The following is a 26,131-nucleotide window of genomic DNA, read 5'->3' as shown; positions in this document are numbered from 1 at the left end:
TAAAAAGCCCAGCACCTGATTTTCACAAACTTATCATAAACAAAAATCAGCACAGTTAACTTACCCTACTAAAGTATAAGAAATCATGAAAAACACAGTACTTAGCATTACTAATAGGCTATATTGACAGATTAAATACCATCACATAACAGTATTTTATATGGCAATAGACAGTCAATAGTGACAAGCTATTGACTGTCTATTGGTAGCAGCTGGTGCATACATAAAAGCTAGTACATAAAAGCTAAGCAAGCTTATACTTCCATCAAGTCGCTCTCTTTTTTGCTCAGTCTGCTATCGATAGTCTCAATATACTTGTCAGTCAATTTTTGAATGTCATCGTTAGCACGGCGCTCATCATCTTCTGAGATCTCTTTTTCTTTGGCAAGCTCTTTGATATCATTCATCATATCACGGCGGATGTTACGAATAGAGACCCGGCTGTTCTCAGCCTCACCACGCGCAAGCTTTTGCATATCGCGGCGAGTTTCTTCTGTCAGCGCTGGCATAGGTACCCGGATAACATCCGCGCTCATAGGATTTAGGCCCAAATCCGCTTCACGAATCGCTTTGTCCACTGCTTGCACCATAGTGCGATCAAACGGCTGGACTAGTAGGGTACGTGAGTCTTCTACGTTAACGCTAGCGACTTGATTCAATGGCGTATCTGCGCCGTAATAGTTAACCATAACGCTTGAGAGCATACCAGGATGCGCACGACCCGTACGTACTTTACTAAAGGTACCCTCAAGCGCCTCCAAGGTCTTTTGCATACGCGCTTCGCCGTCTTTTTTAATCTCTTTAATCATAATATATCCTTAGTTATCTATAACGATAAATCATTCATGGTAGTTAACTACTAGTTATCAACTGCTTGTTATTTTACTATTTTTTCAAGAGCCAACGTTTTTAAGAATCATTGCTTTTTTGAAAAACACTGCAAGACTATCATTAATCTACTATTTAATGATAAACACGCGTGCCTTCGTTCTCGCCCATAACGACATTTAGTAGAGCATTAGGTTTAGTCATATCAAATACTTGCAGCGGTACATCATGCTCGCGGCATAGAGCAATAGCGGTTAGATCCATCACACCAAGCTTTTGCTCAAGCACCTCATCAAAGGTCAGCCCATCATATTTAGTAGCATCAGCATGCAAGCTTGGGTCTTTATCATAAACCCCATCTACCTTAGTGGCTTTGAGAATGAGTCCTGCCTCAATCTCAATCCCGCGCAAACAAGCTGCGGTATCAGTAGTGAAGAACGGATTGCCAGTACCTGCGACAAAGATACAAACCTCGCCATTTTTAAGATAGCGAATCGCGTTACGGCTACTGTAGCTTTCAGTGACTTCACCAATAGGCAGTGCGGACATCAAACGCGTTTTGATATTACGGCGCTCAAGCGCGTCACGCATAGCAAGGCCGTTCATAACGGTCGCTAGCATACCCATCTGATCTCCAGTCACGCGGCCAACCAGCCCCTCTTTTTGCAACTGCGCTCCGCGATACAAATTACCCCCACCAACGACGATACCGACTTGTACGCCAAGGCCCGTTAAGTGCGCAATTGACAAGCTCATCTTATCGAGCACTTCGGTATCGATACCCATGTCCTTGCCGCCAGCTAAGGCTTCACCAGAGAGTTTGAGTAAAATACGCGAAAAACGGGGGTTTTTGTCAGACATGAGAGCACCTTATTATCGTTGAATTATAGTTAAACGGCTGGCATTATAAATTGCGCTAATTGTAGCAAAAACTGCCCACGATGGGGCAACTTTCATACGGAATGTCTGATAAGTTCTTAACCTTTACGGAGTACTTAAAGTAAAATGCATCTAAACATCATTGTATTTTTTACAGAGCGTTGACTGTATAACTGGCAAACAAATCATACTCATTAGCCTCGTCAATAGTAACCGTTAGGAATTGCCCTACCTTTACTGTGCCATCAATATTATCAACATAGACGTGACCATCAATCTCAGGAGCATCAGCGTAGCTACGACAAATAGCAATATTCTCCTCACTATCAATCTCGTCGACCAATACTTTTAAGGTTTTACCTACCTTTTCTTGCAGCTTTTGCGCTGATATCTGTTGTTGTAAGGCCATCAGGCGCTCGTAACGCGACTGTTTAACGTCCTCGGGCACCGGATTGGGCAGATCATTGGCTACTGCGCCCTCAACTTCTGAATAAGTAAAAGCGCCCACACGGTCAAGACGCGCCTCGATTAGCCAATCAAGCAGACACTGAAAATCTTCTTCGGTCTCGCCGGGGAAGCCGACCACAAAGGTTGAGCGAATGACAATCTCAGGACAAATCTCACGCCACTTATGAATGCGCGCCAAGGTATTTTCACTATGCGCCGGACGCTTCATGGCTTTGAGGACGCTATGGCTGGCATGCTGAAATGGAATATCAAGATAAGGCAGCAGTTTGTTCTCGCCCATCAGTTCAACCACTTTATCCACATGCGGATACGGATAGACGTAATGCAGGCGCACCCAAATGCCCAAATCATTTAACGCTTGGCACATATCATAAAACTTGGACTTAAGCGGCATACCATTCCAAAAGCTGGTCTTATATTTTAAATCAAGGCCATAAGCTGAGGTATCTTGCGAGATAATAAGCAGCTCTTTTACGCCTGCATTTTTTAGTGCCAGCGCCTCATTCATCACGCTGTCGATAGGACGCGAGACCAAATCGCCGCGCAAGCTTGGGATAATACAAAAGGTACAACGGTGATTACAGCCCTCTGATATTTTCAGATAAGCGTAATGACTTGGCGTTAGTTTAATACCCGCCTCGTCAATCAAATTAATCTTGGGATCAAAATCAGCATCCAAGCTCTGCTGTGGCCTTGGCACATGCTGAGCCACCGCCGTAATCACTTCATCATAAGCGTGCGCGCCCGTTACCGCCAATACTGCAGGATGCATCTGGCGTATCTTGTCCGCCTCTTTACCCAAGCAGCCTGTGACAATGACCTTACCGTTTTTACTAATGGCCTCGCCAATAGCGTCAAGCGACTCTTGTACTGCTGACTCAATAAAGCCGCAAGTATTGACCACGACTAAATCAGCGCCGTCATAATCGCTGGCAACTTGATAGCCGTCTCGGCTTAATTCTGTAATAATACGCTCGCTATCAACCAGTGCTTTAGGGCAACCTAGCGACACAAAACCTATCTTTGGCGCACTAATTGCTGGCGCACTAGCAGTAGCCGTATCAACAGCTGCCGTACCACTTTGGGTAATACTGCGGTTTTGATTGTGGTTGGCTTTATGATGATAAGGCTGCGTGCTATCTGCCACTTGCGACTGAGCAGGATTAAAGAGCGTCGCCGTATTTTTGAGCGTTGGCGTTGTTGAATGATCGATAGTGTCGTCTAAAAAGGTAACATCGGTTGACTGAGTAGAAATCTTGGACATAGCTGACCTTGCTTGAGATAAATGGGCTGTGCGCATTGTACGTTTTTTTTGTGATAATCGCTAGTTTTGCCGCGCTATCCTGTTGATTTATGGTTAAATAATACTTTGAATAGCACTCTTATCTAGGCTTATTTATGACTGATCCTGCGAGTTTTGTTGTTAGGCCAGATCCGGCTTTTATGGCGCAGCATCTATTTACCGCTATTTTATGGGTAGATAACGAGCTGATTATTAAATGGTTAAACCCGCAAGCTGAACAGTTATTAGCTATTAGCCACAAGCGGCTTCTAAATCAATCTATTTTACTACTGTTGTCAGCGGATAAGAGTGATGCAGCATCCTATGACAAAGATAGCACTATAAAATCAAACAATGACGCTCATCGAGCCTGTTCGCTAACAGAGCGTTTCAGACAAGCTCAGCACTATCAGCAGCCCTTTGTCGACCATGATTGTGCCATTAGTTTGGAGTCTACCGCGATTGACAATAGTAAGACCATAGTCATTGATTATAGTGTCACTCCTGTAACTTATGAGCAGCAGCCTTTCTTTATTATTGAGATGTGGGGCAAAAACCGTCAAAGCCGTATTAGTGAGGAGCAGCGACAACAGCGCCAGTATGAAGTGGCGCGGCAGATGCTGCGCTCAGTGGCTCATGAAGTCAAAAACCCATTAGCTGGTATCCGCGGCGCCGCGCAACTATTGCAGCGCCAATTTAACAAAGCATACCAATCTAATAAAGCTTATAACTATCAAAGTGTGCCACTCAAAGATAAGAACGACGATGACTTAGGCGTGCGCACACTCTCTCAAAAGCTGCTGAGCTATACTGATATTATTACCTCGGAAACGGATCGTTTAACTCAGCTTATAGACCAATTTTTAGGGAATAATCAGCTGCCAAACTGGCAGATGCTCAATATTCATGAACCACTTGAGCATGTGCTAACTTTAATGCACAGTCAGTACCCAGAGGTAATACTACAGCGCGATTATGATTTATCTCTGCCTGAGCTAAGTGCGGATAAAGACCAGCTAATTCAAGTGTTTTTAAACTTGCTTAACAATGCTTGTGAGTCTATGACGGAGTACTTACAAGATCAACAATCTGACTATCGGCCCATGCTGCACATCCAGACTCGGATCGCTTTTCGGCACACTATTGGCAGTCAGCAGCATAAACAGGTGTTGCAAATTAGCGTTACTGATAATGGCGGCGGTATTGAGGCGGCGCTTATTGGCCAGATATTCTTTCCGATGGTGACCCACCGCGCTAATGGGACGGGCTTAGGGCTATCGATTGTGCAAGATATTATCAGTCGCCATCATGGTATGATTGAAGTCAGTTCACAACAAGCGCCGTCTGATAATCAAACCTGCTTTACCGTATATCTACCCTTTACTCAGTCAACTTTTGCCGTTTAGATTTATTTTCAAAAGGCTTATCTATGACCGAATCACGTCAAAAACTTAATCGAAGCTATGAACAAAGAGACACCCAGCCGTTAGATAAAGCCAATAGCATTGCGACTTTGTGGCTTATCGATGATGATGCAGCTCTGCGTTTGATATTAGCAGATACCTTTAGCGACGCTCATTTAAACGTTGTAAGCTTTACGCAAGCAAAAGCTGCTTGGACTCAGCTCAACGATACTTTAGAGCAGCGCGAATCAGCAGTTGAGCTGCCTGATGTTATCTTGACCGATATTCGTATGCCGATGATGGATGGCTTATCCTTTAGCGCTTGGGTACGTCAGCATTTTCCGGCACTGCCTATAGTGATTATGACTGCTCATTCCGACCTCACCTCAGCGATCGACAGCTATCAAACCGGTGCGTTTGATTATTTGCCTAAACCTTTTGATTTGGATGAAGCAGTCGCCACCATTTATAAAGCTATTAATTACCATCCCTCTAGACCTGCTGTTGATGCAAAAACTTCTGGTCAACAGACCAAAGCTAACATTAACACTAATACCAAAGCAGAACACAAAACCGATGGAAAAATAAAACTCACTATCAAAAACCAAATTAAAGATAAAAACAACGTCAAAAAAGCGAATGCTGATAGCAATCCTAGCGGTATTATTGGTCAATCGCAGGCCATGCAAACGGTCTTTCGCGCTATTGGACGCTTGGCACAATCGCCCATTAGCGTCTTGATCACTGGTGAATCAGGAACGGGCAAAGAGCTGGTTGCAAGCGCTCTACATCAACATTCGCCGCGTAGCCAACAACCCTTCATCGCTCTAAATATGGCCGCTATTCCCCATGATTTAATTGAGTCTGAGCTATTTGGTCATGAAAAAGGCGCTTTTACCGGCGCGACTACTCAGCGTCAAGGGCGCTTTGAGCAAGCGGATGGCGGGACGTTATTTCTCGATGAAATTGGCGACATGCCATTTAGTACTCAAACAAGACTGTTAAGAGTGCTTGCCAATGGCGAATTTTATCGAGTTGGCGGGCAAGAACCAATAAAGGTCGATGTGCGTATCATCGCCGCCACGCATCAAAATCTAGAGCATTTAGTGCAGCAAGGTCGCTTTCGTGAAGATCTGTTTTATCGTCTCAACGTTATTCGTTTGCCATTGCCGCCCCTACGCGCGCGCCCGGACGATATCCCAGCTTTGACTGGACACTTTATGCAGCGCGCAGCTAAGCAGATGAATACTGAGGCAAAACAAATTCATCCCAGCGCTATGCAACTTATGCAAAGGTTTGACTGGCGCGGTAATGTGCGCCAGCTAGAGAACGTCTGCCTTTGGCTCACGGTCATGGCAACAGGTGACATGGTCATGAGCGCTGATTTGCCGCCGGAGCTGTTGACTAATCCTCTACATTCTACCGCTCAACCTGATTCTACCTATCAGGATCTAGCACCATTTCAATCTCAACCTACTATAGCAACAACACCTGCGACAATTACTTGGCAACAAGCTTTAGCGATGTGGGCTGAGCAATCTCTACAAGCTGGCGACACCGATATTTTGCAAACGGCAACGCCTGAATTTGAACGCGTACTGTTAAAAGCCGCTCTCGATCATAGTGGCGGCAGAAAAATAGCGGCGGCCAATTTACTTGGTTGGGGACGCAATACCTTAACCCGCAAATTCAAACAACTGGACATAGCAAAGGACAATAAACTATCCAGTGAGAAATCGACAATGCAAAACGAAGAACTTATCAAAGGACAAGAGGCTGAGTAAAATTTTAATAATATCAACTGGCTATCTCGCTCAATATAGAAAATTAAAAATTAATTGTAAAAAGGGCTTGCCAAGATTTTTAAATTCTATATAATAGCCAACCACTGAGACGCACTACTGAATCAGTTATTTATCTAGACGGTGTTTGAATTTAGACATTTTTGATGATAGAGTAACGACAATGGGGCTGTGGCGGAATTGGTAGACGCACCAGATTTAGGTTCTGGCGCCGCAAGGTGTGAGAGTTCGAGTCTCTCCAGCCCCACCATTTTTCGATAGTACTTCTTAGACCAAATATGAAACCTGCTTTTTAGCAGGTTTTTTTGTGTTTGAATTTTGGATATATAAATTTTTTACTATCATAAATTTTTCAAATCCTCCCAAACCTCTTCCATATCTATATACCGCCGCTCCATTCGCTTCGTAAGCGCCTTATCAATAATATTTTGATAACGCTGATACTGATTTGGCAAAGTAGGAATAGGCTGCTGACAATGCTGAATCGCCCACTCTTTTAAAGGGTCATCACTTTGTAAGTTTATCTCAAACGCTCGTTTGCCCATTAATATCTCATACATCATAATGCCAAACGCATAAATATCACTTTGCACCGTAGCGCTGTGCCCCTGCCAGCATTCAGGAGCAAGATATGCAGGCGTGCCAGCATTATTGACACCTTTATTTTCATCAAAATTATCTTTAATAGAGCTATTGATACGCTTTGCTAAAGCATAATCCGTTAGTAATAACGTCAATGGTTTATCATCATTGTTAGCAAAACGATCATCACTGATTAGAATATTGCTTGGTTTGATATCGCCATGGATCCAGCCGCTTTGATGCAAATTAACAATAAGCTGCGCGGCTTGCACAATAAGATTATGCTTTTGGCTAACAGTAAGAGGCTGTTTCAGACACTGCGCTAAGCTCCCTTTTGCATAATAAGGCATAACAAACATGGTGAACTGCTGCAGTTGCTCTAATACCGTTATCCTTATAGTTTTATGATCTAATAATAGCGGAGCAATGGTGTTATTGTGTTTTTCTTGCCACTCATTTAAAGCTATCAACACCGTTATTTCGTATTGTAAATCTGCTGTATTTTGCTCAATTTTTAAGTTCAATTGCCACTTAATTATGACCTGTCCAGAGCGCCTATGCTGCGCGCGTGTTAGACCTTGATAATGGTCAATAACTGCACTATTTTGCTGACTAATACGCTGATGTGTTATTTCTTGGTAGGCAAATTTTGCTAGCGCATTGGTGACTAGAGGTAATAGTTGCTCAGCTTGCGTCTGTAACACTTGTATTTGGCTGTAATTACTGGCACTATTTTTCATAGTTTAAGCAAACCTTGTTCAATATCACTAAATCTTTATCCACTATCTTAAATACTTATAAGTAATAAAATAACTATGTCTGATTTATCCAACTATGCTCTGCCTGCTCCTTTATTAAAGCTACTCCAACAGTATTTGCAGCAGCGAGTAACGCCTGCTATCGAGATTGACCCTGAACAATTGGCTTATCGCTGGGTTGGCGGTCGTACGGGCCACCTAGAGCCATTAGCGGTTAATCTGTTTTTGAGTTTGGATGACCTGCAAGGTATCGATACCCAAAAATCCAAGCTGGTACAAAATACCCGTCAGTTTTTAAAAGGCTATCCAGCCAATCATGTGCTGATGACAGGTACACGTGGTGCGGGTAAATCATCTTTAATTCGAGCGTTATTGCAAGCTTATCATAGTGAGGGATTACGGATTATTGAGATTGCGCGTGATGATTTGGTAGTGCTTGATAAGATTCGCGCAGCTATTAATGAGCTACCCACTGATTGCGCTTGTCGTTACATTGTCTACTGCGATGATTTGGCGTTTAATGGTCAAGATGAGAGTTATCGTACGCTCAAAAGCGTCCTTGATGGGGCGCTTGATTCTGAACAAGATAACATTTTGGTGTACGCTACCAGTAATCGCCGTCATCTATTACCACAGATGATGAAAGATAATATCAGCATTTATGATGGACAAACTGATGAGGTTAATCCTTATGAGACCATCGATGAGACGGTCTCTTTGTCCGATCGTTTTGGTCTCTGGCTATCCTTTCATCCGATGAATCAGCAAACTTATTTGCAAATTGTGCAGCATTACTTAAAGATGCAAATGGCGCAAATGCCAAATAATAATGACGATGGAGCCTTTAGTGTTGATGATTTTGCCTCTAATAAAGAGCTACCTGAGACTATTAGAGCCGAAGCGCTACGCTGGGCTTCAGAGCGTGGCGGCCGTTCAGGGCGTATCGCTTATCAGTTTAGTCGTTATTGGAGCGGTAAAAAGCTGCTGGCAGCTGAAGGTGATGATTTTGATGCAGTGAAGTGACTTTCAGCTCAGCTATACAGTTAATCTTAATGAAGTTGATACGCTTTCTGCCACGTACTTTTTTAGCGTGTCTAAGCTTTCGCTAAACCTAAATATTCCACCTGCTCATCAGCCGCACCATTTACTAAATACTGATCAAAGTCGGCAGCCAGCCACAGATTGCCATGGTAAACGCTTTGAGCATCCATCCGAATATGCCCCATGTTTGCGGTATCGCTATCAGGATTATCAAAGCTTTGGTAGCGAGCGCTAAAGTGAGTTAGGATAAGATTTTGCAAACCATACTCTTGTGCAAACCTACCAACTTGGCGCGCGCTGCTGTGCATCGGATCAAAAGCAGCGGCAGAATCTGCACTTTCTCCATGAATTTTGGCTTGGATAGTGGCTAAAACCTCAGAGGTATAAGTGCCTTCATGAACCAATAAATCCGTGTCTTTTAACGCATTTGCCAAGCAATCCGGGGTATCATTATCGCCAGCGACGACTATACGAGTACCTATCTGCTCATTATGCACATAATTCGCTGAACGCAGGAGTTGACGTCCTTCAGTATCAAAGCCAGTGTCAGTATCATCATCAATATAGACATCTTTACCTTGTTGTAGCTTGCCCCATATTGGACCGGCAGCGATGCCATCTGCTTGTAGTTTATCGGTATCAAGCGTACGGCGACTAATGATCTGCGTAAGTCCAAAACCATAAGAAGGCACACGATGGGATAAGGGATGAATATCAATATCCAGCCTGTGCTGCGCACTTAAGGCAATGGTAAATCTTCTATTAGCTGTATCTTTAGTTGTGCTTTTACCATTGTCTTTATTTATGCCTTTATCTTGAACATCTTTTCGGTTCAATAACGCTTCAATCGCTATAAAATGAATAGCAAAAGGAAAGTACAGCTGAGTCGTAAGCTTGATAGCCTCAAGGAATTTTTCGATAGCTTTTGGCGCAATAATCGTCATCGCCTCACGCCGTCCTGACATCGCGGCACTGGCGAGCAAACCTGGTAGACCATAGCAGTGGTCGCCATGTACATGGGTAATACAGATAGCGCTCAGCTGATGCAAGGACAATTTAGTATGTAATAGCTGCTGCTGTGTGCCCTCGCCGCAGTCAATGAGCAGCCATGGTCGGTGTTTCTTGCTATGCTGCTTGGAGCCTGATAGATAAGGATTTAAGCACTCAACGGCCAGCGCAGTAACGTTGCGCTGTTTGGTCGGAACGCCTGCTGAGGTGCCTAAAAAGGTGAGTTGTAACATAGCTTATGACAAATCGCATAATATGGTTTTGTCACCTTCGATGACTTGCCCACCGCTTGCTACACATTGATTGACCATATTGGACTCATGCGACTTCCAGCCCCCATAAAAGCTTGCCACACAAAGCAGTGCAACCAGCAGCTTTTGTGACCAAGCTTTAATCGATACGGGCTGAGGGTCAGTGCGCTCTTGGTCTACCAGCCTTCTGTTTGTCTCGTTTGAGTCTCTCATTGCCTCACCTTGTTAAAATTGTATCTATCACGGCAGCTATAATTTTTATAGATCATCTTTTTTACTTAAAACTGTAGGCGTCCGCCCTTCTCTTCGCTACGTTTAAAAGCTGGACGCTCTTCACAGCGTTTAAGCCAGTTGAGTAAATTAGCGTAATTACCGCTGCTCAAACCTGCGCGCGCCTTAGCAGCCACCACTACAAAATGCATTTGTATATCAGCGGCACTAAAGGCTTCTCCTGCGAACCAATGGTTGTGCTGGAGTTGTTGCTCCATCATATTTAGCATAGTAGTCAAGTTACTCTCAATCATACTATTCTCAACCTGCTTTTGAATCCCCTTACTAACAGGTCTGATCAGCATAGGTGATCGCTCAACCACTTTGGTAAACACCAAACGCATGACTAGTAACGGCATAACGGAAGCTTCGGCAAAATGTAGCCAAAAAGTATAATCTTCCCATGCGCTTTCATTATCCTCGGTGGGTTTGAACTGATGCTCTTTATCGTAATGCTTAAGCAGATATTCGATAATAAAGCCGGATTCAATCAATGGACGTTCATTTACTTCTAAAATAGGCGCATGACCAAGCGGATGAATCTTTTTGAGATTATCGGGTGCCAAATAAGCCTTAGTTCGCTCATAACAAGTTAATTGATACTCGACTTCTAATTCTTCTAATAACCATATGATACGAAACGAGCGCGAGTTTTCTAAGTGGTGAAGGTGTAGCATAGAGTCATCCTAATAATAAAAGAGTAATAAACGATTTTGGTATAAGGCAAGAAGCATTATACCCTTGTCTGTCTTTGATAATAACGCAGTTAAACGTCCTTTCATACTATATAGGAGTAACTGTTTGATTAAAAAAGTACCTGTACAGTCAGAGTAATAGTCCAGGTTTTTGCGTAAACGTATCTGTTTATAATAGGCTCTTATTTAGAATCAAAAAGCTGAGCATTGCGTCTAATTCTATCCATGCGCTTTTGATAACGACGAATTTTGCGGAATCGGTGCGCTCTTAAAATCCCTTTTATACGGCGATTTTTTAGGCGTTGACGCGGCGGGAAACTGCCTACTTGTGGTTCGTTGTAACCATGCAGACGATCGCTGCGGCGACGTGATAAGTAGCCAAGCGCGCTGTCCATAATCATGACCATAAGAGCGGCAAAGATCATACCATACATAAATAAAGAACCACCTTCATCGACACTTTGACTTAGAATAGTCAAGGAGAATATAAACAAAAATATCGGCTCAAGATAGCATAAGGTACCAAACAACGAGACGGGCAATTTACTACTGGCAACCATCGTCAGCGACATCGCAAGGGCACTAAAAGCCCCTAGTAGCGGTAGTAAATACCAAAACTTACTGGCCTCTATCGCAGCACTAAAGCCGCCACTGACCAGCAGCATGATCAATACTACTGGCGTAAGTAACACCAAATCAGAGAGCAAACCAGTAATCGGCGGTACTGCTAACTTACGCCTTAATAAATAATAAGGCGGATAGCCCAAGCATACAAATAATGTCGCCCATGATATGGTTCCGTATTGGATGATATCGTAGCCAATACCTATAGCTGCCAATAATGCCGCTAGCCACTGTAGCGTGCTCATGTGCTCACGGTAAAAAAAGCGTCCAACCAATATCATCACCAGTGGCAATAAAAAATAACCCAAGGTGACGTCTAGCCCTAGACCATTAACTGGTCCCCACATAAACAACCAGATTTGCCCGCCTAATATGGGCGTTGGCAATATAAATAATAGCCACTCTTTGGCGTTTCTTAGGGTTTTTAGGTAATCAAAAATATGTTGCCATTGTCTAGTTGCACTTACCAAAAAAACCAAGCTCAAAAGCATCATTAGCACGCGCCATGAAGCCACCTGCGTACCCGATAAGGGCTGCATAAACAGTCCAAATAAAAACAGCAGCGAGAATAAAAAGTTTGAAACTACCGCTGCTACGGTTCCTTGAAAGGTTTGATTGGTAGTGAGCATAACAACAGCCTTCAAAATTATGACTTTATTAGTATTTATTAAGAGTTAGTATTTATTAAAAATAAACAAAAACCTCCAACGCTAACGTTAGAGGCTCTTCACTAAAATTTTATCGAGATAATTACTGCGTAAACTATCTATACCAGAAGATTATAACAGACGCTTACTCATCATCAGTGCTGTCTTCTACATTGCCTGCTCGATTATCTAAATTGTCTTCTAACTGGTAATCATTTGCGATATCAATGCTCTCATTAATATCGCTAAGTGCATCACTATCAGTCATGGCGTCCACGTTCTTTTGCTCACCAGTTTCAGGCTCAAAGGTGCCGTCTTCTCTCATCGCATCGATTAAAGCATTATCGCTTTCTTCGTGCTCAACTCGTGCCATTGACACCAGTTTTTCATCTTTTGACAAACGAATCAAGGTAACCCCTTGCGTATTACGACCAGCGCTGGCGACATGTTCGACTGGCGTACGTACTAAAGTGCCTTTATCTGAGATTAGGATAATATCATCTTCAGGCTCAACCTTAGTTGCACGTACTAAAGCACCATTACGTTTGCTGGTTTTGATAGCGATAACGCCGCCGCCACCGCGATTTTGGGTGTTAAATTCCTCAATTAAGGTGCGCTTACCATAACCGTTTTCGCAAGCAATCAAGATTTCTCGTACATCATCTTCAATCACTACTAGTGACTTGATAAACTCATCATCAGCGAGACGCATACCGCGCACGCCTTTAGCAGTACGGCCCATAGAGCGAGCGTCATTTTCATCAAAGCGAATCGCTTTACCACTTGAAGCAAACAGCATCACATCTTGACTACCATCAGTAATATGAGCGCTGATTAGTTTGTCATCGTCCTCTAAACCAATAGCAATCAGACCGTTGGAGCGGATACTAGCGAACTGTTCCAGCTCTACCCGCTTTACGGTGCCGTTGGCTGTGGCAAAGAACACAAAGTGATCTTTGATATCAGCGCTCATTTGCGGTATCGGTAAAATCGTTGTTACCGACTCATCACCGTTGAGGCCAATGAGGTTAACTAGCGGTCGACCACGCGCGCCGCGACTGGCGATAGGTACCTCAAAACCACGTAGACTAAAGACTCGGCCAGTATCGGTAAAACACAGTACTGTTGCATGGGTGGAGGTGACTACCAAATGATCAATCACATCATCCTCTTTCATTGCGGTGGCAGACTTACCCTTACCGCCGCGTTTTTGTGCGACATAATCGTTGATAGGCTGGGTTTTTGCGTAACCGGTACGCGAAACTGTCATTACCACTGTTTGCTCAGGAATTAAATCTTCACGGCTAAAATCGTTGCGCGAATCGATAATATCCGTACGGCGCTCATCACCAAAGTTATCACGAATCTCAATCAGCTCGTTTGAGATAATGGTCATAAGCTTACTAAAATCACCCAAGATTGACTCTAAATTTGCAATTTCACGCAGTAGATCCTGATATTCTTCAGTTAACTTATCTTGCTCAAGGCCAGTCAAACGGTGCAACTGCATCTCTAAAATCGCGTTGACCTGATCAAGTGATAAACGATAGCTTTTCTCGCCTGCAATACCGCTTTCAATCAAACCAAACGGCGCTTGAGGATCTTCGCCTTCTATGTAGTCAGGACGTACCGACTGGCTGCCAGCAGCTTCTAGCATCGCCACCACACTACCTGAACCCCAAGTTGTATTAAGCAGGCTTTCACGCGCCTCACCGCGATTGGCAGACTCTTTAATCGCTGCAATAATCTCATCGATATTGGCTAATGCAACCGTCAAACCTTCAAGCAAATGCCCACGTACACGAGCTTTATTAAGCTCAAAGATAGTACGGCGGGTCACTACTTCTTGACGATGGCGTACAAACGCTGCGATCAGCTGACGCAAGGTCAATAATTTGGGCTGACCATTATCAAGTGCCACCATATTGATACTAAAGCTGGTCTCAAGCGGAGTCTGCAAAAATAGATTGTTAACGATCACTTCTGCCGTTTCACCGCGGCGCAAATCAATAGCGATACGCATACCGTCTTTATCAGACTCGTCACGAATCTCAGTGATACCTTCTATTTTTTTGTCGCGTACCAGCTCTGCAATACGCTCAATAAGCTTAGCTTTGTTGGCCTGATAAGGGACTTCGGTAAACACAATACGCTCACGATCTCGGTTGACACCAGTATCGCTCATTGGCTCAATGATGTAGCGACCGCGCACATGCAAGCGTCCTTTACCAGTACGATAAGCGTCTAAAATCCCGGCACGGCCATAAATAATACCGCCAGTTGGAAAATCGGGGCCTGAGATATACGTCATCAGCTCCTCAGCTGATATCTGCGGGTTTTCAGCGTACGCTAGACAAGCATTAATGACCTCAGTTAGGTTGTGCGGCGCCATATTGGTCGCCATACCGACGGCGATACCCGTCGCACCATTAACCAATAAGTTAGGCACGCGCGCAGGCAATACGCTGGGCATACGCTCAGAACCATCGTAGTTATCTTCCCAATCGACAGTATCTTTGTCCAAATCGGCTAACATCTGATGGGTCAGCTTGGTCATGCGCACTTCGGTATAGCGCATCGCTGCTGGTGGATCATCGTCAATTGAACCAAAGTTACCTTGACCATCAACCATGGGATAACGCAAACTAAAATCCTGCGCCATACGCACAATAGCATCATAAACGGCGCTATCACCGTGCGGATGGTATTTACCGATGACGTCGCCAACCACACGTGCCGATTTTTTATAAGGCTTATTATAATCGTTAGATAACACATGCATGGCGTACATCACCCGGCGGTGTACCGGCTTGAAGCCATCACGGACATCAGGCAGCGCGCGCGAGACAATCACGCTCATCGCATAATCCAAATAGGATTGCTTCAACTCATCTACGATGCCAATAGGACTGACCGACTCGCTCATATACACTCCTTCACTCACATCCGCTTTATTGATTGCTTATGATTTATAACTATTTATCCGCGCCTCTAAATACTAAATATGTTTCATTAGTACTTACATTCATAGCTGCGTTGGGTAAAACGGCACTATAATTCATGAAAAATCTTGGGGGAGATGATGATAGTTTTAATGTTAAATAAAAGACGTTATTTTAACACAATTTTGCTGGTTTAGGGGCATCTGTATGCTATTAAGAGTAAGCAAATCAGCTTACTAGACGTAAATACTATGGGTATTCTTTCTATATTTAATAAGCCAGTTTCTGCAATATTTTAATCTTTATTAACCGGCCGTTTACCCTTATACTTTTGTACGATTTATACCCTATCATACATTAAAAAACTGCACTCAAACGAGTACAGTTTTAGATAAAGCTATCTACTTTCATGCCGATAATTGCTCAACACTTTACTTATTCAAGGCTTTACGACTGAGTAAACTCTTGATCAAAGAACTGACGTGTGGCGTTGGTACAAGCGCTACTTACTAATCCACCATGGTAGCGAGCTAGTATAGTAGCGGCTGCAGCTTGTTGCGCCTGTTCGGAGCTTAGACCTGCGTCAAGAGCTTGTGTATAAGCGGCTGTAGAAATTTGCTGATAGGTATTAGCAAATCTGCTTTGTACGTCAGTCACCACGGTATTGGCATCCCACTGGTTCATTGATGCCCCGCCAATCATGGTGAAGGTCATTTGGTCGGGACGACTCGCTGTATTAGTCGCATCAACATCTAACACGGAAATATTGAGCTTAGCTTGTGGGTTTTGCGCACTCAATTGTTGCAGTATGGCAGACATAGAACCTGTATTTAAGTCATAAAACACGGTTGGATCTTGATTGCCGCCGCACAGAAGCGTTGGCATAGTAGGTACATAGCCGCGTAAATCATTATCTTTTAGTGCTTTACGCAAGTTATTTTTGGGATTAGCAGCGGTCAGTCCATTAGTAATCTCTGGTACCAAACCATCAGGATTTTGCAAGCTATCTGCGACATAAGCGGCGCGAAAATCAGTTCTGATAAGATAGTTTTCATCGTCAAAACCTAAAAATGCAAAGGGCAGCTCACTTATAGGTAAGTTATCAATGACAGAGTTATTGGTGGGCTTTGCTTCGAATAACGCATTATCAGGCAATTGATTGGCTTGCACCAGCTCTGCAAAACTTAGCAAACTTGGCAGCTGAGTATTGGCATAATTTGCAGTAAAAATTTCTGTAGTATTGCGATACAGATTACCGTACTTTTCTTGTAGACCTGTGGCTAATAGCGGTGCAAATCGAGTTGCGCCAATATTTACATTGCCCAAGAATATCGCATCACCAAAGGCCGCTAATGCATAAGGTCCTGATAGCGGTGCTATAGCAGTAACTGATCTATTATCTTGCTCCAATTGTCTGGCGGTTGCCATAGCCACATAACCACCTTGTGAATAACCGCTCAAAAACAGCTCACCTGAGTCGCTGATATCAGTATAATTGGTATTATTAGCGCGTTGCTGCTGATCAATGATTGAGCGCGCGTTGTCTAACGCATCAATCATATCGGTGGATTGTTGGTCAGCGACCAGATAAGGGTGATAATCAAGATTTGAGTCATCGTAGCCTGCGTAGTTAGGCGCAACCACGATATAACCTTGTGCTGCAAAGTTGGCTGCTATTGAAGTGGCCTCACCTGCTGCTGGGTTTTGAGGATTAGCGACTTGACTAAAGTCATAGTCTTTATCGGTAGTGGTGCCGTGAGCATATAGCAATATCGGCCGATCGCCTTGGCAATCAGCGCTATCGCCACTTGGCAGCATAAGGGCGGCTGTGGCATTGGTATTTTCGCCTGCCGCGCCTTTGGTTTGATAACTGACCTTTTCTATGGTGATATCGCACTTGGCGGTAGGAGTTGCGGTGTTTGCAAGACCAAATGCGCTGTCTATTTGGATCTTATTAAAAGCGCTAATAGGCTCAACACTGGTTACATACTCGATGACCGTTGTGCTATCGTTGTCATCGCCGCAGCCTACTAGCAACAAACTACTAGCAACGGCTAACGATAGTAAGCCGCGGGTCATAATGGGTTTGTTAGTAGTAACGGTAAGTTTATTGGTGACGAGTCTATTTTGAGAGGTAGGTTCAGATATGGTCATAATTGCTATCCTTAGCAGTATTTACACAAAAAGTGATATAGACTTCTTAATCGGCAAGATCTAACAAATATTGTGTCTTGCACCCTACTGTTTATACCGTAAAAGGTTATAAAAAGCTACTACATACTTTGTGAGCAACCGTCATATCTATTCGTTGCCTACTCAGTATTTCTTAGATAAATAATTATTACACAGGCAATTATATGGATACCTTTCTTGCTATCATCTGGATATTAGCAATGGTGCTGTACAGCTTTTCAAGCGACTATGCGTACCGCTTCCCCACTCATAATTATCGCTCTCTACCTTTTATTCGCTGGGGTTCGCTGCTAGTAGCTATGGGTTTGTCTGCTTATTTGGCGCAGGCTTATCGAGAACAATTGCTAGATACGGGTATTTGGGTATTTATCGGAGTGGTATTTGTGGTGATTACCATATCTAAATTGATCTTTCAGTGGGTCATTAAACGGCAGCGTTAAGTAACTTTTTTAAATTTGCCACTCGTATCAATATACATAAAGACAGTAGATATAAAAGCAATGATAAACGAAAAAGATCAGACACTAGTAGCGGATAAGCGCAGTGATCGCAGCTTTGATGCCATCGCCGATCACTTTGAAAAAAAGGTTTATGGTGGTCTCAAAGGCGAGATCAGGCTAGCGGTACTGCGCCGTGATATCTTTGAATATACTGAGCAGATGAGCGTAAATCTGGGACGTCCGCTACGTATTTTAGATGTGGGCGCGGGGCTGGCACAGATTGCTATAGCGCTTGCTGAGCAGGGTCATAGTTTGGTGATTAACGATATCTCAGAGAACATGCTTACCAAAGCCAAAAAACAAGCAAAGACGGCGGCAGACCGAGTTGGTACTAGCCTTGATATTACTTGGTACGTCTGTCCTTACCAAGAACTCAAGGACAAGCTGGCTACTGATGAATTTGATTTGATACTGTGTCACGCGCTGCTTGAATGGCTGGCAAAACCTGCAGCAATTATGGATTTTTTTGATCAGTATTTAAGCATTAACGGCGTATTGTCATTGTGTTTTTATAATCCAGCCAGCTTTGATTATCGTAATTTAATTATGGGCAATTTTAACTTACTGGATAAAACCGATTACCAAGCAGATAATAAGAAAAGCCTGACCCCTAATCATCCGGTTGCGCGCTTAGAAGTTGAGTCTTGGTTACAACAGCATGATTATAAAATAGTGCTAGAGAGTGGGCTACGGGTCTTTCATGATTATGCGCCATTGAAGCGCGGCGGTCACAACGATCCTGAAGCGGTCATTCGCATGGAGCTGCGCTATTCGCGCCAAGCGCCTTATAAGTGGCTTGGGCGTTATTTACACATTATGGCAACTTGTAGCGGCTAATCTTTTCTTACCATTCGCTCTTTCTTTAACTATAAGACCGTTTTAAGTAAGAGGCGTATTTAATCGAGAGCTACTAAGCGGTTTATCATATTCTGACCACGTGGTAGCGTTGATGTCTTTTTCATCAAATACCACTACGTGCTCCAGCAAAGGCAAAATACCAATATGACTGCCAATTTCATGATTGTGATGGCTGGCTACTAGCGATAAAACCGTTTGACCATCGTCAAGTTGCAAGCGATACAGATAGTTGGCACCGCGAAAGACGCGTCCGATCACTAACGCAGTCTGGGTACTATCATCATCATGAATAATATCATCGGGGCGTACCAAGACCTTGATCGGGGTGCCGTTAGGGTAATCATATTCGCAGTACTGCGGCTGACCTGAGGCATCATAAACCTCCATACGCCGATAAATATCACCAAGCGCGGTCTCAACATGACCTTCTTTAATGATGCCATCTATCATCGCGCCCTCACCCACAAACTCAGCAACAAAAGGGCTGACAGGTTCGTGGTACAGCTCGCTTGGCGTTGCCCACTGTACTAGCTCGCCTTTATGCATAACGCCAACTTTATCGGCTATAGCAAAAGCTTCGTTTTGATCATGAGTAACTAATATAGCCGTCGTATGGGTGCGTTTTAGAATGTCACGCACGCTCATAGCCAGCGACTCACGCAGTACCACATCAAGGTTTGAAAATGGCTCATCGAGCAATAATAGCTTGGGTTTGGGCGCTAAGGCGCGCGCTAGTGCCACGCGCTGCTGCTGACCTCCTGAAAGCTCAGCTGGACGCTTGTTGGCATGTTTGGTTAAACCAACTAGCGTGAGCATCTCCGCCACTCGCGCCTTTTTATCGGTGGCAGGCCAGCTGTTAAGACCGAAAGCGATGTTTTTGGCGACTGTTAAATGACCAAACAATGCATAATCTTGGAACACCATACCCATACCGCGTTTGGCAGGCGCTACGGCAAAAGAAGTACGCTCGTTTTTCTCCGTTAAGCGCTGATTGTTTAGACTAATAGTACCTTGACGCGTGGGTTCCAATCCTGCAATAGCGCGTAGAGCGGTCGTTTTACCACAGCCACTATAGCCCAAAAAGCAACCAATCTCACCCTGTTGCAAAGTGAGCGACAACCCATCGACGATAGTTATATCATCATAACCCACCACTAAATTGCTAACGTTAAAATAAGGGTTTTCGTCGATTGGGTCTGCTATTTGTTTTTTATAGTCGTGACTATGTTTCGATGACTGATGTTTTGATAATCGGTGTTTCGATGATCGGTGTTTTTGACGGGTATGATGATCCACTATTATTGACGCTGGCACAGACGTTGGTATACTACTAGTGGCTTTAGCACTTTTATCGTTTTGGCTCTCATTGAGCCATGCCTTAGTATCTGCCGTGCTTTGGTCTTTACTACTTGCTTTTTCGTCGATCAAGTCAGTATACATAATTATTACCAGTGAGCTATTAATAATTGGAAAAACATAGTGGTTCTACAGCTATGACGTGAATGCTCTTGATTGGTTAACTAGCCATTTTTGTCACTTTGACGCAGCAATATCCATACAGGAAGCAATCCCACGAGTACGATCAGTAGGCTTGGCAATGCCGCGCGTCCCCACATGCCTTCACTGGTCATCTCGAATACTCGCACCGCCAGCGTATCCCAGCCTTGACGCCGGGTCATAAGGGTGATCGGCATCTCTTTCATTACTTCTACAAAGCCCATCAATAAAGCGGTCAACATACCAGGTTTGAGCACCGGTAACACTACTTGGCGCCAGCGCTGTAAAGCACTGTCACTTAACAATTTTGCCGCCGCTTCTTGATTAACCGTTAAGCGCTGCAGCTGACGATCTATAGGCTGAAAGCTGACCGTCATAAAGCGTGTTGAGAGGGCTAATAGCATAACAATCACGCTACCTGACAACACTTGCTGCGAGGTAAGTCCAATAGCGATCATTTGATTGTCAAGCCAAGCGATAGGAATAAATACACCTACAGCTAAGACGGTACCCGGCACCACATAACCTAAATTGGCCAAAGTGGTCATAATCTTGGTCGATTTGTCAGTATATTGACGCTTAATCCATGCCACAATAATCGCTAAAAAGGCAATCAGTAGCGTGGTCATACTGGCAATCATTAAACTGTTGGTCACAAAATCAATGTAACGCGCATCAAAATCTTGGCGAAAATTCATTGCTGTCCAATAGATCAGCTGCAAAAACGGTACTAAAAAAGCAATCAAAAATACGGTGGTACATAGCAGCGTCATGGCAAGCTTGGCAGGCGTGCTAGTCTCCAAGCGGCGTTTGCTGCCTTGCGCTTCTGGATTACCGCGCCTTGCCTGCCAATACTGCTCGAACAATACCACGATAAAGACCACGCCTATCAATAACGCTGCCAGCTGCGCGGCGGTAGTTAGACTAAAAAACCCAAACCAAGCTTTATAAATGGCAGTGGTAAAAGTATCGACGTTAAATACCGATACCGCACCAAAATCTGCCAAAGCCTCCATACTGGCAAGCAACAAGCCGCCAATGATCCAAGGTAGTGCTTGCGGTAAAGCCAAACGAAACAACACTTGGCTGCGGTTAAGCCCTAGCATCTGGCCAGCTTCAATAGCGCGGCGACCTTGCGACAAAAACGCTTGGCGGGCAAGCAAATAGACATAAGGATAAAAAGCTAATGACAATATAAGCCCTGCGCCCCAGACATTGCGTACAGAAGGGATACCCGTACTAATACCCATATCACGCAGCGCCGTCTGCAAAGGGCCGCTGAAATCAACGATACCAACAGTAACAAAAGCCAGCACATAAGCCGGCATAGCCAGCGGTAGCATCAACGCCCACGCAAAAAACCGCTGCCCGGGGAAACGGTACATGCTCGTCACCCAAGCCAGTAAGGTGCCGATACTACCAGCAATAACGGTGACCATTATCAATAAAATAGCGGTATTTTTGAGCACTTGTGGCAGCACATAATCTGTCATGTGCTCCCAAATGTCAGCGACAGGCTGCGTCCATGATAACAGCACAATCAAAATCGGTATCAGCATAAACAACGAAATCAGCCCTAGGACTGATTTCGAGAGGATACGCTTTTGGATGGTATGATCTTTGCTGACCATATAGATGTCACTGGCAGCATTATGTTGATCGACAGTATTGTCCTTAGTAGTAGGCGCTTTTGTCATTACCATAATAGATCATCACCTTTATCAGACACCTTATCTGACTTCTGACTTCCAAAGCTCACTATGTGTGAGCTTTATTGTACCGTCTAAATAGCTTATTTATAACCAGCTTTATCCATCATTTGGATCGCCTCAGTTTGCAGGGCACCAAATTTTTGTACATTTATATCGTCTTGTTTGAACTGACCCCAAGATCTGAGCATATCTGACTCATCAACGCCCTCTTTTACTGGAAACTCTTTGTCAGAGCTGGCATAAATACCTTGCGCTTCGTCGGATGACAACCATTCCATAAGCTTAAGCGCACCATCTGGATTGTCTGAACTTGCTATTACGCCTGCACCCGATACGTTGACATGAGTGCCTGTAGTATCTTGATTGGCCCAAAATATCTCTACTGGGAAATCAGGATTTTCATCAAGAATACGGCCATAGTAATAGCTATTGGCAACACCTACCTCACACTGACCGGCAGCAATAGCCTCGAGCATACTGGTATCATCACTAAAAACATCCGTAGCTAAGTTATCAACCCAGCCGCGTATGATCTCCTCCGTTCTGTCTGCACCCAAATGCTCAATCATACTAGCAACCAGCGATTGATTATACACCTTTTTTGAGGTACGCAGACACAGCTTACCTTTCCATTTTGGATCGGCAAGATCAGCATAAGTGGACAGCTCGGAGGCATCTACTTTGCTCGGATCATAAAATATCGTCCGCGCACGTAGTGATAGCCCTGTCCAATTGCCATCCGGATCACGGTATTTTGCCGGTACATTGCTCTCTAAAACCTCAGAGGCAACAGGCTGCAATAGACCTTGCTGCGCCGCTTGCCACAGATTACCAGCATCAACTGTCAACAACATATCGGCTGGCGTATTCTGACCTTCAGCTTCCAAACGTGCCATTAAAGGGCCGGTACTATCGGTGACAAGCTCAATATTAACGCCTGTCTCTTCGGTATATTTATCTAATAAAGGCTTGATTAATTGTTCGTTACGGGATGAATAAATGGTCACTGTCTGATTATTTTGATCATTATTGGCAGTAGTCGCATCTGTGCCCTCATTTTGCTCAGTAGTTACGGGCGTATCTGTTGTCTCAGTAGTACTTGAGGTATCATTAGCGTTATTACAACCTGCTAGACCTAGCATCATGCTACATACAGCAACAGATAAACCAGCTTTAATAGAGCGATTAGATAAAGGGTGTGCGGTAGCCATATTTAATGACATGATATTCTCCGTAACCGTGATACAAATAGAGGGATTAGAATACAATAACGACTCATTATTGGATTAAATAATGGCAAGTAAACGTAAACGATATACTAATGCAAATGATATTAATTATCAATCATTTATTGAAACTAACCTTCTAAGTTATTTTAGGAGATTGTCACTGATTTTTATCTCACTTGTGCCTTAGCTTTGCTCATCTGTCATGGCCTTAGTTGCAGTTATGTATTACTGTTTTGACTATGCAGTAGCCATTGCCCAAGCATAACATTGACCGCCGCTTCGGTACGCAGTATTCGAGAGCCGATACTAACTGCCTGACAGCCTTGAGCGGCTAATAAATTGATCTCATAATCAATCCAACCGCCCTCGCTACCAATGCAAACCACGCTTGGTAAGATAGTTTTTACAGAGTCAGCTTTTATAGATGCATTAGATTCTGATGATGACTCTAGCTGCTGTAAATATTGGACAAAGGATAGCTCACTATAAGGATGGGCCACTACCGCACTCTTGCTAATAAGACTGGTGCTAATAAGACTGGCAAGATTATCTTCGACAAAAGGTTTAAAGCGTTTTTGTAGGCTAATAGTAGGCGCTACCGTATCGACTCCTTGTTGTAGCCCCTCTAGTATAAATTCATCCATGCGCGCCAGCATTGGGCTTTGCCAGTAGCTTTTTTGCGTGCGATAGCTGTTTATAAGCACAATATCGCGCACGCCTAACGCCGTCATATCCATTATTAGGCGGCGCAAGACTTTAGGACGCGGCAAGGCTAAGATGACTGTAACCTCTAACTTTGGCGGCGGTGCTATATCAAGTTGAACATCACTTAGCTGAATAGTATCGGCAGCAATTTTATCAATTATGGCGGTACCTAAGTTGCCATCCAGCTGACCTATTTTTAAGACATCACCGACTTTTAGACCCAGTACTTTGATTATATGCTCAATTTGTGCCGGGTTATGGATCTGAGCAGCAGTCTGGGTAAAATTAGCTTTTGGTAATACTATACAATTCATAACGTCTCATCGCTTACAGCTTTTTTGCCGCCAGTTTTTTCAATGGTAGTCTCTATCATAGACAACTGGCGCGTCAATACTAACTGCTGCTGAGTGGTTAGATGTTTGCCTGCCTGCCCCGCTTGCTTTGCTACTTGCAAATGACTAAGCCAAAACTGCAACTGCTGATAAATAAGCTCAGCATCCTGTGAGTCGATATCCTTTGAATGCTGCGACTGCTCCTTGTTTGGTACCGCTTGATTCGCTTGTGGCGGTGAATTACCAAAAGTTTCAATAGCCTGATAGAATTCATTATCGGGCTGATATAACGCTCCCACGCTTGCCAGCTTATCGACCACGCTTTGACACGATTGTGTGTATCTACCCATCAGTACTGGAGTGGCTACGCTAGTCGGTTCTACTGGATTGTGGCCACCAATATCGACTAAAGAGCCACCAACTAACGCCACATTGGCCTGAGCATACCAATGCATCAGCTCCCCCATAGTATCTGCCAAATACACTTGCGTTTGCGCTGTGAGTGCATCTTCTTGACTACGCCGCGCCATCTGTAATCCTGATTGCTCAATGAGGCTTGCCACCTCGTCGAAACGCTCAGGATGACGTGGCACAATAATCAATAACGTCTCCTTAAGCTCTGCTACGGCTAATAATTGCTGTTGCCATATAAGCGCAGTCTCCTCCTCGCCGCTGTGCGTACTGGCCGCTATCCATACTGGACGATTTGCTAGCGTGTTTAGCTCATTAGCTGATGCACTTATTACTTGTTCAGTAGGGTTTTGTTCAACAGGCTGTAGCTCAGCAGGGTTTTTATTATTTGTACTATTCATTTGCGGCATGATAGTTTGTGGTGTATTAATGACCCATTTCAAAGACCCGGCAACGCGTATTTGCGCGCTTTGCGCTCCTAGTTGTCGAAACCGTTTCGCTGAGTCCTCGTCTTGCGCGATAATCAGGGTTAGATTCTGCATCATGCTGGTACTTACCGCGCTAATCTTTTGATAGCGCATAAAGGACGCCTCGGACAACCGGCCATTGACCAAAATACTTGCAATGTTTTTTTGCGATAGGATGGCAAGAATATTGGCCCACAGCTCGGTTTCAACAAATAACGCGGCTATGGGCTGCACATGCGCTAGGAAAGTCTCTATCACCGCTGGGCTATCAACAGGAACATAGCTGTGGCTCATGCGCCCTTGTGCGATCTCATCAGCAAAGCGGCTAGCTCCGCGCGCAAACCCAGTCTGAGTGGTATTGGTCAGCCAAATTCGATAGCCTTTTGCTAGCAGAGCATCTAAAAGCGGCGCGGCAGTATTGGTCTCCCCTAAAGAGACGGCATGACACCAAATGACTTTGTTGTTGATAATATTGTTGTCAGTATTATCGGCAACGTTGTCGACAATGCTAGCTGTAGGACGCGGCGGATAATGTTTACCAAAGCGCTGTGCCACCTCTTGATGATAGTTGTCGCGCTTGTGCGAGCGGCGCCATACCTGTATCCGGTACAAAGGTTTTAAAATAGTGATAATAAACCGATAGTACCAAGGTGGCATAAGCGATAAGCGCGGCAGTTGCTCGGAAGAGGACGTGTGAGAAGATGACATGAAAAAGCTCGGATTAATAGTTTAAGAGATAAAGTACGG

20 protein-coding genes and 1 tRNA gene are annotated in these 26,131 nt (G+C 44.1%); 6 read left to right on the top strand and 15 right to left on the bottom strand.

Annotated elements, in window-relative coordinates; all coding sequences use genetic code 11:
- Positions 1 to 254: 254 nt before the first annotated feature.
- The 3 genes from frr to rimO form a co-directional block, all read right to left on the bottom strand.
- Complete coding sequence (frr, locus tag ACR63N_RS04925; RefSeq protein WP_367103558.1) at positions 255 to 809, bottom strand: ribosome recycling factor; 555 nt, start codon at positions 807 to 809, stop codon at positions 255 to 257.
- 154 nt (positions 810 to 963) lie between these two features.
- Positions 964 to 1,689, bottom strand: coding sequence for a UMP kinase (pyrH, locus tag ACR63N_RS04920; protein ID WP_367103559.1), 726 nt, complete (start codon positions 1,687 to 1,689; stop codon positions 964 to 966).
- A gap of 169 nt (positions 1,690 to 1,858) precedes the next feature.
- A complete protein-coding gene (rimO, locus tag ACR63N_RS04915; RefSeq protein WP_367106142.1) occupies positions 1,859 to 3,439 on the bottom strand; it encodes a 30S ribosomal protein S12 methylthiotransferase RimO in 1,581 nt (526 codons plus the stop codon).
- 134 nt (positions 3,440 to 3,573) lie between these two features.
- Here rimO and ACR63N_RS04910 point away from each other — a divergent pair, with 134 nt between their 5' ends.
- The 3 genes from ACR63N_RS04910 (at position 3,574) to ACR63N_RS04900 (ending at position 6,912) form a co-directional block, all read left to right on the top strand.
- Positions 3,574 to 4,863 (top strand): two-component system sensor histidine kinase NtrB, encoded by a 1,290-nt coding sequence (locus ACR63N_RS04910; protein ID WP_367106143.1) that lies wholly within the window; start codon positions 3,574 to 3,576, stop codon positions 4,861 to 4,863.
- 23 nt (positions 4,864 to 4,886) lie between these two features.
- Positions 4,887 to 6,644, top strand: coding sequence for a sigma 54-interacting transcriptional regulator (locus ACR63N_RS04905; protein WP_367106144.1), 1,758 nt, complete (start codon positions 4,887 to 4,889; stop codon positions 6,642 to 6,644).
- Between the two features lie 183 nt (positions 6,645 to 6,827).
- Positions 6,828 to 6,912 (top strand) — tRNA-Leu (locus ACR63N_RS04900).
- A gap of 91 nt (positions 6,913 to 7,003) precedes the next feature.
- Here ACR63N_RS04900 and ACR63N_RS04895 read toward each other — a convergent pair.
- Positions 7,004 to 7,984, bottom strand: a complete 981-nt coding sequence (locus tag ACR63N_RS04895) for a serine/threonine-protein kinase (RefSeq protein ID WP_472782538.1) — start codon at positions 7,982 to 7,984, stop codon at positions 7,004 to 7,006.
- 75 nt (positions 7,985 to 8,059) lie between these two features.
- Between ACR63N_RS04895 and ACR63N_RS04890 the strand changes: the two genes are divergently transcribed.
- Positions 8,060 to 9,025 (top strand): ATP-binding protein, encoded by a 966-nt coding sequence (locus ACR63N_RS04890; RefSeq protein ID WP_367106146.1) that lies wholly within the window; start codon positions 8,060 to 8,062, stop codon positions 9,023 to 9,025.
- 71 nt (positions 9,026 to 9,096) lie between these two features.
- Here the strand turns inward: ACR63N_RS04890 and ACR63N_RS04885 are convergent, their stop codons facing one another.
- The 6 genes from ACR63N_RS04885 to ACR63N_RS04860 all read right to left on the bottom strand — a co-directional run bounded on the left by ACR63N_RS04885 (position 9,097) and on the right by ACR63N_RS04860 (position 17,634).
- Positions 9,097 to 10,284: an MBL fold metallo-hydrolase gene (locus ACR63N_RS04885; RefSeq protein WP_367106147.1), complete on the bottom strand. Its 1,188-nt coding sequence runs from the start codon at positions 10,282 to 10,284 to the stop codon at positions 9,097 to 9,099.
- Between the two features lie 3 nt (positions 10,285 to 10,287).
- Positions 10,288 to 10,515: a hypothetical protein gene (locus tag ACR63N_RS04880; RefSeq protein ID WP_367103566.1), complete on the bottom strand. Its 228-nt coding sequence runs from the start codon at positions 10,513 to 10,515 to the stop codon at positions 10,288 to 10,290.
- A 65-nt stretch (positions 10,516 to 10,580) separates the two neighbouring features.
- The gene (locus tag ACR63N_RS04875; protein ID WP_367103567.1) at positions 10,581 to 11,249 is read right to left on the bottom strand and encodes a glutathione S-transferase; all 669 of its coding nucleotides are present in this window, start codon (positions 11,247 to 11,249) and stop codon (positions 10,581 to 10,583) included.
- Between the two features lie 200 nt (positions 11,250 to 11,449).
- A complete protein-coding gene (gene rarD, locus ACR63N_RS04870) occupies positions 11,450 to 12,520 on the bottom strand; it encodes an EamA family transporter RarD (protein WP_367103568.1) in 1,071 nt (356 codons plus the stop codon).
- Positions 12,521 to 12,683: 163 nt separating this feature from the next.
- Positions 12,684 to 15,464 carry a DNA gyrase subunit A gene (gene gyrA, locus ACR63N_RS04865; protein ID WP_367103569.1) on the bottom strand — a complete coding sequence of 927 codons (2,781 nt, stop codon included), beginning with the start codon at positions 15,462 to 15,464 and terminating at the stop codon, positions 12,684 to 12,686.
- A 463-nt stretch (positions 15,465 to 15,927) separates the two neighbouring features.
- On the bottom strand, positions 15,928 to 17,634 hold the full coding sequence (locus tag ACR63N_RS04860) for an alpha/beta hydrolase family protein (RefSeq protein WP_367106148.1): 1,707 nt from the start codon (positions 17,632 to 17,634) through the stop codon (positions 15,928 to 15,930).
- Between the two features lie 203 nt (positions 17,635 to 17,837).
- Here ACR63N_RS04860 and ACR63N_RS04855 point away from each other — a divergent pair, with 203 nt between their 5' ends.
- Positions 17,838 to 18,113 (top strand): hypothetical protein, encoded by a 276-nt coding sequence (locus ACR63N_RS04855; protein ID WP_367106149.1) that lies wholly within the window; start codon positions 17,838 to 17,840, stop codon positions 18,111 to 18,113.
- A gap of 60 nt (positions 18,114 to 18,173) precedes the next feature.
- Positions 18,174 to 19,010, top strand: coding sequence for a methyltransferase domain-containing protein (locus ACR63N_RS04850; protein WP_367106150.1), 837 nt, complete (start codon positions 18,174 to 18,176; stop codon positions 19,008 to 19,010).
- 42 nt (positions 19,011 to 19,052) lie between these two features.
- Here ACR63N_RS04850 and ACR63N_RS04845 read toward each other — a convergent pair whose 3' ends face one another.
- The 5 genes from ACR63N_RS04845 to ACR63N_RS04825 all read right to left on the bottom strand — a co-directional run bounded on the left by ACR63N_RS04845 (position 19,053) and on the right by ACR63N_RS04825 (position 26,092).
- The gene (locus ACR63N_RS04845) at positions 19,053 to 20,234 is read right to left on the bottom strand and encodes an ABC transporter ATP-binding protein (RefSeq protein WP_472782715.1); all 1,182 of its coding nucleotides are present in this window, start codon (positions 20,232 to 20,234) and stop codon (positions 19,053 to 19,055) included.
- A gap of 317 nt (positions 20,235 to 20,551) precedes the next feature.
- Complete coding sequence (locus tag ACR63N_RS04840) at positions 20,552 to 22,159, bottom strand: ABC transporter permease (protein ID WP_472782714.1); 1,608 nt, start codon at positions 22,157 to 22,159, stop codon at positions 20,552 to 20,554.
- A 161-nt stretch (positions 22,160 to 22,320) separates the two neighbouring features.
- Entirely contained in the window at positions 22,321 to 23,463 is a 1,143-nt protein-coding gene (locus ACR63N_RS04835; RefSeq protein WP_367108644.1) for an extracellular solute-binding protein, read from the bottom strand.
- Positions 23,464 to 23,687: 224 nt separating this feature from the next.
- Positions 23,688 to 24,488, bottom strand: a complete 801-nt coding sequence (locus ACR63N_RS04830) for a 16S rRNA (uracil(1498)-N(3))-methyltransferase (RefSeq protein ID WP_367103574.1) — start codon at positions 24,486 to 24,488, stop codon at positions 23,688 to 23,690.
- Positions 24,485 to 26,092 (bottom strand): 3-deoxy-D-manno-octulosonic acid transferase, encoded by a 1,608-nt coding sequence (locus ACR63N_RS04825; protein ID WP_472782537.1) that lies wholly within the window; start codon positions 26,090 to 26,092, stop codon positions 24,485 to 24,487. The genes ACR63N_RS04830 and ACR63N_RS04825 overlap by 4 nt, the downstream gene beginning before the upstream one ends.
- Positions 26,093 to 26,131: the final 39 nt, after the last annotated feature.

The sequence above is a fragment of the Psychrobacter sp. M4 genome (genome assembly GCF_055699795.1).
This window is presented reverse-complemented; position numbering and strand designations above follow the sequence as displayed.